Below are 12,757 nucleotides of genomic sequence, written 5' to 3'. Positions count from 1 at the left end.
AGTAACAGTCCGCATCCGAATTTATACCGAACGATCGTTAAGATTCTACTTGTACGTGCGGAGCGTATCTCTCGGAGGAGAGATCATGGCAGTACAGACACCACCGGGAGACGAACGCATATACAGAGACCTCGAAGCGCGATTCCGCGGAACGTTGCTCCAGCCGGAGGACCCCGGCTACCACGACGCCCGGGCGGTCTGGAACGCCATGATAGACCGCCGGCCCGCACTCGTCGCACAGTGTGCCGGTGCGGCGGACGTGATGGCGGCGGTAGACGCCGCCCGAGAGCACGGACTACCGCTCTCCGTGAAGGGCGGCGGCCACAACATCGCCGGGAGCGCAGTCCTCGAGGGCGGACTGATGATAGACCTGTCGCCGATGCGGTCGGTACAAGTGAACCCCGAGTCGAAGACGGCCCGCGTCGAACCGGGCGCGACGCTCGCCGAGTTGGACCACGAGACGCAGGCGTTCGGTCTGGCGACGCCGGTGGGATATAACTCGACGACGGGCATCGCCGGTCTCACATTGGGCGGCGGGTTCGGCTGGTACTCCCGGAAGTACGGACTCACGTGCGACAACCTCCGCGCCGTCGACATCGTCACCGCCGACGGGCAGTTACGCCACGCCGACGAGACGCAGAACGAGGACCTGTTCTGGGGTGTCCGCGGCGGCGGCGGTAACTTCGGCGTCGTCACCTCCTTCGAGTTCGACCTGCACGAAGTCGGGACGGAGGTGTTCTCGGGACCCGTCGTCTACTCGTTCGAGGACGCCGCGGACGTGCTACGCGAGTACCGCGAGTTCACCAGCGACGCGCCCGACGACGTCAGCGTGTGGTTCGTGATTCGGGACGCGCCGCCGTTTCCGTTCCTCGACGAGAAGTGGCACGGCGAACGCGTCCTCGTCCTCGCGGCGTTCTACGCCGGAGACGTGGAGGACGGCGAGGAGGCGCTCGCACCGCTTCGAGACATCGGCGACCCGATAGCGGACGCCGTCGCCCCGCACGTGTACGTGGACTGGCAACAGGCGTTCGACCCGCTACTGACGGAGGGCGCGCGGAACTACTGGAAGTCGCACAACTTCGAGGCGATGACCGACGGGATGATAGAGACGTTCGTGGAGTACGGCGGGAAGATTCCGACCCCGCAGAGCGAGATAGCCGTCGCGCAGTTGGGCGGAGCGATAAACGACGTTCCGGTGGACGCGACGGCGTACCCCCACCGCGACGCCGAGTTCCTGATGAACCTCCACACGCGGTGGGAGGGCCCCGAACAGGACGAGGAGTGCATCGCGTGGGCGCGCGAACTCCACGCCGCGATGACGCCGCACGCGACGGGCGGCGTCTACGCCAACTTCGTTCCCGAGGAGGTTGGCCAAGAACGGGCCGTCTACCGCGAGAACTACGACCGACTGTCCGAGATAAAGACCGGGTACGACCCGGAAAACCTGTTCAGCGGGAACCAGAACGTCGTTCCCTCGGAGTGAGTACGCGCCCGAACGTCACTCGCCGCCGCGGAGTCGCCGCCCGCGTTTCGCCCACTCGGCCACCCCGGGGTGAGAGGCGACGAGTCCCTCGATGCCCGCCGCGCCGAGTGCGAACGCCACGCCCCGCCACCGAACCGGCCACGCGTAGACGGTGATCCCCTCCTCCCGCGCCCGTTCGACGAGGTCGGTTCCCAGACAGAGCGACCAGTGGGCGTTGACCCGGCCACAGTCGAGGAGGCGGGCGGTGGTGAGGTTCCGTTCGACGCGGACGTCGAAGTTGTACGCGAGCGTCACCGACTCGTCCATCGACTGCGCCTCCCAGAGGACGTCCGAATAGAAGGAGGTGAGGACGACGTCGTTCGGTATCTCGTCGGTGAGAGCGAGGACGTCCTCGACGACGCCGGGTTCCTTCAGGTCGAGTTCGACGCACACGTCCGGCGGGATGACGTCGAGGGCGTCGTCGAGGCGGGGGACGCCGTACGACGACCCGTCCACGCCGAGCGATTCCAGTTCCGCCGCCGACCGCTGGTTCACCCGCGCGAAGTCGTCGGTCGTCCAGAACAACCGCTGAAAGTGGCTGATGACCAGTTCGCCCGACCCGCACCGGCGGACGTCGAGTTCGACGCAGTCGGCCCGTCGCGCGGACTCACGGGCCGCATAGACCGTATTCTCGGGGTACTCGTCCCCGAACCCGCGGTGAGCGATGACCCGCATGGGTCCTCCGACGGCCGGGAGTCACAGAAACGCTACGGCGGATCGGCAGGTCGCAGAGACGAGGCGGGACTCAGCGCTCGTCCGCGTTCCCGGCGTCCGCGCCTGCGTCGGCGGCCGTCGGGTCGTTCGGACCGCCCTCGCGCCGGGCCACGATGGACTCCCCGGCGCGGACCGTATCGCCCACCTCGACCAACACGTCCTCGCGGTCGTAGGCGGGCGGGAGGAGGACGTCCGCGCGACTGCCGAAGTCGATGTGGCCGATTCGCCGGGCGCGCGTCAGGTCGTCGCCCTCCTCGACGTACGGGTGGATTCTGCGGGCGAACGCGCCGGCGATGAGCGACAGTTCCGCCGGGCCCTCCGGCGTCGAGACGTCAACGTCCACGCGTTCGTTTCGCTCCGACTCCTTCGAGAACGCCGGTCGGTGCGCGCCCGGTCTGTGGGTCACGCGTTCGACGGTGCCGTCGAACGGCGCGCGGTTGACGTGGACGTCGGTGACGTTCATGAACACGCCGACGCGAATCTGCTCACCCTCCTCGCGGACGACGGAGACGCGCCCGTCGGCGGGGGAGACGACGCCCCACGTCGAGGGTCGGCGCTCCGGGTCGCGGAAGAACCAGAGCGTGAACGCGCCGACGGCGAACGCGACGGCGGCGGCGGGCGGCGCGACGACCGAGAGGAGGGCGGCGGCGAGGAACGCGGGGAGGCCGAACCGCCGGACGCCGGGTGCAAGTCGCATCTATACGAGGGACTCCTCGTCGAGTTCCGTCTGCCCGGCCGCCCACGCCGAGAGGAGATGCGAGAGGTGCAGGCGGGCGTCGAGTCCCTCCGCCAGGTCCAGATCGACGCCGCCGGCGAGGCGGTGGAGGCGAATCAGGTCGTCGTCCCCGAACTCCTCGGGGTAGGTGTCGGCGACGCGGAGGATGTCGCGCAGGAGTTCCTGCCCGTCGTACCCCTCGTCGTCCAGAAGCGTCGTGAGCGTCTTTCGGGCGTCCCGAATCTCGCCCTCGCGGGCCGTCTCCAAGACGTCCTTCAGGTCGTCGTCGTGGCCGACGGCCGAGAGCGCTTCCTGCGCGGCGGCCATCGTTATCTCGCCGTCGCCCTCGATGGCGGCGTCCTGCGCGGCGAGGATGGCGTGGCGGAGGTCCCCGTTTGCCTTCGAGGCGACGATGCCCAGCGCCATCTCCTCGTAGGTCACGTCCTCTGCGTCGGCGACGCCTCGGAGGACCGCCTTCGTCTCCTCCGTCGTCGGCGCGCGGACGGGCACGGGGAAGCACCGCGAGCGAATCGGCGGGATGAGCTTCGTCGGTTGCCGCGTCGTGATGACGAACTGCGTCGTCCGGTGGTGCTGTTCCATCACGCGGCGAAGCGCCTGCTGGAAGTCCTCGCGGATGGCCTCGGCGTTGTCCAACAGGATGGTCTTGTACTCCCCGGAGACGGGCGCGTAGCCCGCCGACTCCTTCAGCACGCGGTTTATCATGTCGCGCTTCGCCATCCGACTCCGGCCGGTCAGGAACTGCTCGAACCGGGGGTCCGAGCGGATCTGCTTCTTCGTGCGGCCGAAGAAGTCGGCCACGTTGATTTCGACGAGGTCGTTGTCCGGGTCGTCGTGCGCCTCGCGGGCGAGTGCCCGCACGGCGGCGGTCTTTCCGACGCCCGGCGGCCCCTGCAGTATCAGGTTCATCGGTTCGTCCACGGTTCGGCCCAATCGCTCGCGGACCTCCTCCTGCGGGAGGTCGGACAGCGACGGGGCGTGCGTCTCCGTCCACAGGGGCGCGTCCATCGGTCGGTGGTAGCGGTCGGACGGTAAGAAACCCTACGACTCCGACTCCGACTCCGCCTCCGCCTCGGCCTCCGTCTCCCGCGCGGCGCGGTCCGCCCTCGCGCGACGGACGCGTTCGCGGGCGTCCTCGGGCGTCTCCGTCTCCAACAGCAGTTCGAGTTTCCGCTCGAACTGCTCCTCGGAGAGTTCGCCCCGCGCGTACCGGTCGCGGATGCGGGCGAGGGCGTCCGAGACGGACTCGTCGTCGTCGAGACCGTCGGTTCGACCGGACGGAGCGTCAGACTCGGGCGCGTTCTCGGACGCGTGGGACTCGCGGTAGCGCTCTTCGAGGATGGCCACCAACGGGACGACGACGGCGAACCCGATGGCGAAGATGGCCCAGAACGGCTCGATGGGTACCAGTCCGAACAGCGACCCGAGGCCGAGGCCCAGGACGAGGAGGGAGGCGATACCGGCCCACTCGCCGTCGCCCTCGCCGCCCCACCACTCATCGCTACCCCACCACTTCTCGCCGTCGTCGTCGGACCGCGTCCGACGGCCCGCCGAGGTTCTCTCGGCGTCGTCGCGGGAACCCTCGCGCCGGTCGTTCATGCCGGTGAGATTGGACGGCCAACGGAATAAAGGCCCCTTCCCCGGCCGACGCCGGCGAGTCGCCGCCTCGCAGATTCGACACGGTTTACCGCCGCGGCGTCCCAGCAACGAGCATGTCGATGCGCGTGACGTTTCTCGGGACCGGCGGCGCCGTGCCGACGACGGAGCGAGGGCCGAGTGCGCTCCTCGTCGCACGCGAGGGGGAGCGACTGCTGTTCGACTGCGGCGAGGGCACCCAACGGCAGATGATGCGGTTCGGAACCGGCTTCTCCGTCTCCCACCTGTTCGTCACGCACCTCCACGGCGACCACGTCCTCGGGATTCCAGGCCTGATACAGACGTGGGACTTCAACGACCGCGAGGAACCCATCGCGATACACGCGCCGCCGGGGGCGAAGCGGCACCTCCAGAGCCTCGTGAACGCCGGCGGCTACCGACCGGGCTACCCCGTGAACATCCACGAGGTTCGACCGGGCGGCGTCGCACTCTCGGGGGACGGCTACGAGGTGCGGACGTTCGAGACGGAACACCGCAACGTCCGGTCGATGGGGTACGCACTCGTCGAAGACGACAGGCCGGGGCGGTTCGACCGCGAACGCGCCGAGGAACTCGGCGTCCCCGTCGGCCCCGCATTCGGCCGCCTCCACTCCGGCGAGTCGGTCGAACTCGACGACGGCACCGTGGTCGAACCCGAACAGGTCGTCGGCGACCCCCGCCCCGGCCGAACGCTCGTCTACACCGGCGACACCCGCCCCGTCGGCGGCACCGTCGAGGCGGCCGACCGGCCGGACCTCCTCGTCCACGACGCCACCTTCGCCGACGACTGGGCCGAACGGGCGCGGTCCACCGGCCACTCCACCGGCCGAGAGGCCGCCGAGATAGCGAACCGCGCGGGCGCGCGGCGACTCGCACTCACCCACATCTCCTCGCGGTACGCGGGCGACCCGACGCCGATACTGGCGGAGGCCCGCGAGGTGTTCGAAGGCGAGGAGGCGTTCGTCCCCGACGACGGGCAGAAGATGGAGGTTCCCTACCCGAACGACGACGAAGGCGAGGAGTGAGCGGGAACCGCCGCCGGACCCGGTCCGCGCCGGTCGCCGTCCGCCGGGGCCGCGGTCGCCGGAACTGCTAACGTATTACGAACCCTACGGCCGTCGTCTTGACGGCGACTCCGACACCGCTGTCCGTCCTCTACGTCGAACCGGACGCCGCGTACCGAGAGCGCGTCGAACGGTACTTCGACGGCCCGGAGTCGGGGATGTCCGTCGTCGCGGTTCCCACGCTGGATGCGGCGCGTTCGCGCCTCCGGGACGCCGGCGCCGAGTTCGCGTGCGTCGTCGCCGAGTACGCGCTTCCCGACGCGGACGGCCCGGAACTGATCGAAGCGGTCCGCGAGGAGAACCCCGCGCTCCCCGTCGTCGTGTTCACGGACCGTCCGGCCGAGGGACTCGTCGAGGAGGCGTTCGACCGCGGCGCGACCGACTACCTCCGAAAGCAGTCCGGGACCGAGCAGTACGCGGTGCTCCGGCGTCGTATCGAGGCGGCCGTCGCGACGGGTCGGAGCGCCGACGGCGGGGCGGCGAGCGCGGAAACTCGGGGGGACGCCGACTCGACGTTCGCCGAGGTGAGCCCCGTCGGCTACATCACCTTCGACGCGGGCGGCGACATCGTCCACGCGAACCCGCGCGCGGAGTCGCTTCTCGGCCGGGAGGCGTCGGAACTGCGGACGCTCACCTACGACGCCGCCGCGTTCGACATCGTGGACTCCGAGGGGGAGCCGATTCCCGAGGAGCAACTCCCGTTCGCGCGGGCGTTGCGTTCGAAGTCCCCCGTCACCGACGCCGAAATCGGGGTCAGGCGGCCCGGTGGAGAGCGGGTTTGGCTCTCGGTCAACGCGACGCCGCTTTACGAGGAGGGCGACGGCGGAGAAGGAGACAGCGCGGGCGACGGTGACGGCGCGGACGACGGTGACGGCGAACGCGGCGAGACGGTGCGCGGCGTCATCGCCACGTTCCAGGACGTCACGAACCGCGTCGAGGTGGAGACGACGCTGAACGAGGTTCTCGACCGGACGACCGACTCGTTCGCGGCGTTCGACACCGAGTGGCGCTACACCTACGTCAACGAGGCGACCGCGCGCCTCACCGGGCGGCCCGCAGAGGATCACATCGGGCAGGTTATCTGGGACCTCTACCCCGATTCGAGGGCGTTCTGGGACGTGTCCCACGAGGCGATGGAGACGCAGGAACCGACGTCGTTCGAGGCGTACATCCCCGAACCGATAGACCGGTGGACGGAGGTGCAACTGTACCCCTCCGAGTCCGGGCTCTCGATATTCCTGCGTGACATCAGCAACCGGAAAGCGCGCGAACGCGAACTCGAGCGGTACGAGGCAATAGTCCAGACGGTCACCGACGGCATCTGCGTCCTCGACGACGAGTGGCGATTCACCACGGTCAACGACGCGTTCGTCCGGATGACGGGCTACTCCCGCGAGGAACTCGTCGGGAGTCGGGCCGACGCGGTGGCCGACGTGGCGGACCCCGAGTCGGCGGCGCGACTGCACGCGGAGTTGATCGAGGAACGGCGGAGCGTCGCCGCGATGGAGAGCGAAGTCGAGACCAAATCGGGCGAGCGACTCCCGGTGGAGGCGTGGCTCGCGCCCATCACCTTCGGCGACGAGACGCACGGCGTCGTCGGCGTCGTCCGCGACGTCACCGAGCGAAAGCGCTCGGCCGAGGCGTTCACGGAACTGTACGAAGCGGCCCACGACCTCCTGTCGGCGACGACGGAGGAGGAGATAGCGCGAATCGCAGTCGAGGCGAGTCGGGAACTGCTGTCGCTTCCGGACGCCGTCCTCTTCCGGTACGACCCCGACGAGAGGGCGTTCGTCCACCTCGCGCACTCCCCGGAGATAGCCTCCCGCTACCCGCCCGTGCCGACGTTCCCCGCCGACGAGGCGAGCCTCATCCGACGGGCCTTCTTCGAGGACGAGGTGCTCGCGTTCGCGGACGTCCACGACTCGGAGACCCTGCGCCACACGGAGATTCCGATGCGGCGGGGGCTGTTCATTCCCCTCGGCGAGTACGGGGTGTTGCTCGCGGGCGAGACGGCGACGGGGGCGTTCGACGACCAGACGGAGACGCTCGCGGACCTCCTCGGGACGACGATTCGCGCGGCGTTCGACCGGTTGGCGGACGAGCAGGCGCTTCGGGAGCGACAGTGGGAACTCCGCCAGCAGACGGCCCGACTCGAACGGCTGAACCAGATAAACGAACTCATCCGGGGCATCGACGAACGCCTCGTGGACGCGCGGACGCGGGAGGCGGTCGAACGCGCCGTCTGCGAGCAACTCGTCGCGAACGACCGCTACGCCCTCGCGTGGGTCGGCGAGTACGACCGCGAGACGGAGACCGTCAGACCGCGGACGTGGGAAGGGATGGACCGGGGGTACCTCGAACAGCTCGCGGCGATAGACGCCGAGGAGCGAACGACGGAACCCGCGGACCGGGCGGCGCGAGAGCGAGCGGTGGTGGTGGTTCCGAACGTCGTGGACGGACTGCGCGAGAATCGGTGGCGGCGGGAGGCCCTCTCGCGGGGGTTCCAGTCGGCGATAAGCGTCCCCCTCCACTACGACGAGATTCCGTACGGCGTCCTGACCGTGTACGCGACGCGGACGGACGAGTTCGACGCTCTCACGCGGACGGTGTACGAGGAACTCGGGGAGACCATCGCCCACGCGATAAACGGCGCGGAGACGAAGCAGGGGTTGGTCGCGGACCGGGTTGTCGAGCTCGAACTCCGGCTTCGGGCGACGAACGAGACGCTCCACCGACTCGCCGCGGAGGCCGACTGCTTGCTCACCTACGAATCGGTACTGCCGCGGAGCGACGACCGGTACCTCGTCTTCTTCCGGACGCCGGCTACCGTCGCGGGCGACGTCGAGAGGGCGGCGGCGGAACTCCCGTCAGTCCGCCGGTTGAAGGCGCTCTCGACGGACGAGGAGTCGGAGTTGTTCGAGGCGGTGGTGACCGAACCGCCGCCCGCGGTGACGTTCGTCGAACACGGCGCGGTTCCCCGTCTGATTCGCACCGACGGCGAGACGCTGACCGCCACCGTCGAAGTGCCCGCCGAGACGAACATCCGGGAGTTGATCGAACGGCTTCAGGGGACGTACCCGGACGTGGAACTCGTCGCGCGGCGCGAACGGGAACGGGAAGTGCGGACGTTGGACAGCCTACAGACGACGCTCGCGTCGCACCTCACCGAACGCCAGTTGGAAGTCCTCGTGACCGCGTACTACAGCGGCTACTTCGAGTCGCCGCGGTACCAAACCGGCGAGGAGATAGCCCGTTCGCTCGGCATCACCCAACCCACGTTCAACTACCACCTCCGGCGGGCCTCCCGGAAGCTGCTCTCGCTCCTGATAGCGCAGCAGGGCGGCATCTAGATACATAGGGCGGGGGCGACCCGGACGCTCGATAGATAGAGGCACGTAGTATCCCGACTGCGCGCGTCTCTCCCCGCAAGAGTATGGAGTCCAACGAATCGAAGCGTATCAGGGTCGAGGTGGGGGAGGAAGGTGCGACGATGGCCGTCGTCAGAACCGTCGCGGAGGCCGAGGGCGTCCACTCGCTGGAACTGCCGCCGTTGTACGGCGCGGTGGACACGGACGTCCTCGACGCCATCGTCCGCTCCGAGGTGGGAGCGGAGAGTTGGGTCGCCTTCTCGTACTGCGGATACCGCGTCGAGGCGAACAGTTCCGGCGTCGTCACCGTCGCGCCCGCCCATGGCTGAAGACCCGGCGGCGAACCTCCGGATGTGCGCGCACTGCGGAACCGTCTTCGAAGTCGGGGTCAGGTACCCCGTCGTCACCCTCCGCGGAACCGACGGGACGCCCCTCCTGTTCTCCTTCTGCGGCGAGGAGTGCGAGACGGCGTGGGCGAGCGAGTTCCGTGCCGAGGAGTAGCACACCTCGCGTAATCTTTTGAACGAAGCCGCCCCACCGGCGGCCATGAGCGCGGAGCACCGCTTTCACATCGTGGACGTGTTCGCCGACCGTCGGTACGCCGGCAACCAACTGGCCGTCGTGGAGGACGGCGCGTCCCTGAGCGACGAGGAGATGCTCGATATCGCCCGGGAGATGAACTACTCGGAGACGACGTTCGTCGAGACGGGCGAAGAGCGAGAGGGAGTCGCCGGACGACGTCCGGCGGCCCGCCGAGGTTCTCTCGGCGATGGGTACGACGTGCGCATCTTCACGCCGAAGGAGGAGATACCGTTCGCCGGGCATCCGACGCTCGGCACCGCCGCCGTCCTCCGCGAGGAGTTCGGGGCCGGCGACGAGGTGACGCTGAACCTCCCCGTCGGGCGGATTCCCGTCGAAGTCCGCGAGGAGGGCGGCGAGGAGGTGCTGTGGATGACGCAGAATCCGCCGGAGTTCGGCGAGACGCTCACCCCCGAACGCGTCGCAGAGGTGCTGTCGCTCGACTCGTCGGACGTGGACGACGAGTGGCCGGTGCAGGTCGTCTCCACCGGCCTCCCGGCGGTGCTGATTCCGCTGACCGACCGCGACGCCCTCGGACGAATCGCGGTGGACCGCCGCGCCTACGACGAACTCCTCGCCGACGTGGGCGTCGAGAACCTCTTTCCGTTCTGTCCGGACCCGCGAGACGGGGCGAACGACTTCGCGGCGCGCATGTTCGCCCTCGGGTACAACGTGCCGGAGGACCCCGCGACTGGGAGCGCGAACGGGTGTCTCGCGGGCTACCTCGCCCGGCACCGCTACTTCGACTCGCCGGAGGTGACCGCCACCGTCGAACAGGGGTACGAGATGGGACGCCCGTCGCTGCTCCACCTCGAAGCGCGCGACGAGGACGAGAACCCGGACGGCGAGGCAGGAGACGCCGAGGACGAGACGGGGGACGTGACGGTGCGCGTCGGCGGGCGCGTCGTCCCCGTCGCCGACGGAACTCTCCGTTGACGAGTCCGTCGGAACTCTCGGCTCGCGGACCGGTCTGCGCCTCGCTGCGCTGAACGCATCCGAAGGGGCGGTCACCGTCGCCGTATCGAGGGCGCGGCGCGAAACGCCACCTGTCGGACTCCGACATCGGCGTGGGGTATATATTCGTCTCCGACCAAACTAATCTGTGAACGACCGGACGAGTGCGCTCGACTCCCTCGTCTTCGGCGTGGACATCCAGAGCGGCGACGTGCGCGGCGACGCGCCGTCGTACGCCGTCGTCGCCTTCGACGGGGAGAACATCGACCGCGACGTGGTCTCCCACCGGAAACTGAGACGCCTCATCGACCGCGAGAAGCCCGCCCTCGTCGCCACCGACAACATGTACGAGTTGGCGGCGGACAAAGACGACCTGGTTCGGTTCCTCCGGTCGCTTCCCTCCGAGACTCGATTAGTGCAGGTGACCGGCGCGGAGCGACCGGAACCGCTCTCGCGGGTCGCCTCCAGGCACGGCGTCCCCTACGGCAAGAAGCCGATGAAGGAGGCCGAAGCGGCCGCCCGACTCGCCGCCGCGAACGTCGGCGTCGAGGTGTCCGCCTTCACGAACACGACGACGGTGAAAGTCTCCCGCGGTCGCTCGACCGGCAAGGGCGGGTGGAGTCAGGACCGCTACACCCGCCGCATCCACGGGTCGGTGAAGCGGCGCGCTCGCGAAGTCGAGAGCCGGTTGAAGCAGGCCGGACTGGAGTACGAGATGGACGTGACCGAGAAGTACGGCGGCTACTCGAACGCGACGTTCCTCGTCGAGGCGCGGCCCGAGGACATCCCCGTCTCCGCCGGCCGCGCGGGCGACACGCGCGTGGAGGTAGAGCGCGAACGCCTCGACGGCATCGAGTTCGAACCCCTCGTGAAGCGCCGCGACCACGTCATCGTCGGCATCGACCCCGGGACGACCACCGCCGCCGCGGTGGTGGACTTAGACGGGCACGTCCTCGACGTGCGTTCGACGCGGACGGCCGACACCGCCGAGATAATCGAGTGGCTCATCGAACGCGGACGGCCCGTCGTCGTCGCCGCCGACGTGACGCCGATACCCGAAACCGTCGAGAAGTTCCGGCGGAGTTTCGACGCCGCCGGGTGGGTGCCGAACTCGGATCTGCCGGTGGACGAGAAGCTCCACCGCACCCGCGAGGCGGAGTACGAGAACGACCACCAACGCGACGCGCTGGCGGCGGCGCTCTTCGCCTTCGACGACCACGAGGACCAGTTCGAGCGCATCACCCGGAAGGTGCCGCCGGACATCGAGCGCGGGACGGTCATCGCGCGCGTCGTCGCGGGCGAGGAGTCCGTCGAAGCCGTCCTCCGGGAGTTGGACGACGACGTGCAGGAGGAGGAGACCGAATCGACGCAGGAGCAGCGCGAACTCACCGACGAGGAGAAGGAGATTCGCCGGTTGGAGACGCGGGTCGAGCGCCTCGAATCGCACGTCGAGGACCTCAAGGAGACCATCGACGAGAAGGACGACACCATCGAGGAGTACAAAGCGGAACTGTCCGAGGCGAAACGCGAGGAGCGTCGGGAGGCCAGAGAGCGCCGCGAGGTGCAGCGACTCGAACGCGAGAACGGCCGCCTCGAACGCCGCGTCGAGACCTTAGAGGAGGAGAACGAGACGCTCGACCGGAAACTGGAGCGGTTGAAGACGCTGTGGAAGCTCGACCACTCGAACTTCGCGGACGTCAACACCGAGAAGGACCTCGTGCCGGTGAAAGTCGTCGAGCAGTTCACCACGGACGCCGTCGAACGCGCCGACGAGCAGTACGGACTCGCCGCCGGCGACGTGGTGTTCCTGCGGGACGCCTCCGGCGCGGGGCGGGCGACGGCGAAGCGTCTGGCCGAGACGAACCCCCGCGTCGTCCTCCGCGGCGTCGGCGGCCTCTCCAGCGAGGCCGACGAGGTGCTGTTCGACCACGAGATACCCGTCGGACCGGCCGACGACGTGCGACTGCAGGAGGTGGACGAACTCGCCGTCGCCCGCGAGTCCGACGTGGCCGAGGTCATTGAGGACTGGGAGGACCGCGCCGAGGAACGCCGCAAGGAGCAGAAGGAGGCGATGATGGACCAGATCATCAGCGAGCACCGCGCGGAGACGAGAGGCGAGAGTCGCTGAGGGTCGTTCGGGTCCGGCATAAACTGTCATTTCGTCAAAAATAGATAGGAGGTAGCGACG

The 12,757-nt window shown here is 68.8% G+C and carries 11 protein-coding genes; 7 read left to right on the top strand and 4 right to left on the bottom strand.

Annotation, left to right across the window (positions count from 1 at the left end):
- Positions 1 to 85 precede the first annotated feature (85 nt).
- Positions 86 to 1,483, top strand: a complete 1,398-nt coding sequence (locus ACZ522_RS11970) for an FAD-binding oxidoreductase (RefSeq protein ID WP_379699203.1) — start codon at positions 86 to 88, stop codon at positions 1,481 to 1,483.
- Positions 1,484 to 1,498: 15 nt separating this feature from the next.
- Here ACZ522_RS11970 and ACZ522_RS11965 read toward each other — a convergent pair whose 3' ends face one another.
- The 4 genes from ACZ522_RS11965 to ACZ522_RS11950 form a co-directional block, all read right to left on the bottom strand.
- Positions 1,499 to 2,197: a glycerophosphodiester phosphodiesterase gene (locus ACZ522_RS11965; RefSeq protein WP_379699206.1), complete on the bottom strand. Its 699-nt coding sequence runs from the start codon at positions 2,195 to 2,197 to the stop codon at positions 1,499 to 1,501.
- Positions 2,198 to 2,267: 70 nt separating this feature from the next.
- A complete protein-coding gene (locus ACZ522_RS11960) occupies positions 2,268 to 2,933 on the bottom strand; it encodes a protein sorting system archaetidylserine decarboxylase (RefSeq protein WP_379699209.1) in 666 nt (221 codons plus the stop codon).
- Positions 2,934 to 3,977 (bottom strand): AAA family ATPase, encoded by a 1,044-nt coding sequence (locus ACZ522_RS11955; RefSeq protein WP_379699212.1) that lies wholly within the window; start codon positions 3,975 to 3,977, stop codon positions 2,934 to 2,936.
- A 33-nt stretch (positions 3,978 to 4,010) separates the two neighbouring features.
- A complete protein-coding gene (locus tag ACZ522_RS11950) occupies positions 4,011 to 4,568 on the bottom strand; it encodes an SHOCT domain-containing protein (RefSeq protein WP_379699215.1) in 558 nt (185 codons plus the stop codon).
- A gap of 119 nt (positions 4,569 to 4,687) precedes the next feature.
- Between ACZ522_RS11950 and rnz the strand changes: the two genes are divergently transcribed.
- The 6 genes from rnz to ACZ522_RS11920 all read left to right on the top strand — a co-directional run bounded on the left by rnz (position 4,688) and on the right by ACZ522_RS11920 (position 12,697).
- Complete coding sequence (rnz, locus tag ACZ522_RS11945; RefSeq protein WP_379699944.1) at positions 4,688 to 5,629, top strand: ribonuclease Z; 942 nt, start codon at positions 4,688 to 4,690, stop codon at positions 5,627 to 5,629.
- Between the two features lie 98 nt (positions 5,630 to 5,727).
- On the top strand, positions 5,728 to 9,018 hold the full coding sequence (locus tag ACZ522_RS11940; protein ID WP_379699218.1) for a PAS domain S-box protein: 3,291 nt from the start codon (positions 5,728 to 5,730) through the stop codon (positions 9,016 to 9,018).
- Between the two features lie 83 nt (positions 9,019 to 9,101).
- Entirely contained in the window at positions 9,102 to 9,365 is a 264-nt protein-coding gene (locus tag ACZ522_RS11935) for a HalOD1 output domain-containing protein (protein ID WP_379699221.1), read from the top strand.
- Positions 9,358 to 9,537: a DUF7576 family protein gene (locus tag ACZ522_RS11930; protein ID WP_379699224.1), complete on the top strand. Its 180-nt coding sequence runs from the start codon at positions 9,358 to 9,360 to the stop codon at positions 9,535 to 9,537. Before ACZ522_RS11935 ends, ACZ522_RS11930 begins: the two co-directional genes overlap by 8 nt.
- A gap of 45 nt (positions 9,538 to 9,582) precedes the next feature.
- Complete coding sequence (locus tag ACZ522_RS11925) at positions 9,583 to 10,551, top strand: PhzF family phenazine biosynthesis protein (RefSeq protein ID WP_379699227.1); 969 nt, start codon at positions 9,583 to 9,585, stop codon at positions 10,549 to 10,551.
- A gap of 166 nt (positions 10,552 to 10,717) precedes the next feature.
- On the top strand, positions 10,718 to 12,697 hold the full coding sequence (locus ACZ522_RS11920; protein WP_379699230.1) for a DUF460 domain-containing protein: 1,980 nt from the start codon (positions 10,718 to 10,720) through the stop codon (positions 12,695 to 12,697).
- The last annotated feature ends 60 nt before the right edge of the window (positions 12,698 to 12,757 follow it).

The sequence above is a fragment of the Halopelagius fulvigenes genome (assembly GCF_055398025.1).
This window is presented reverse-complemented; position numbering and strand designations above follow the sequence as displayed.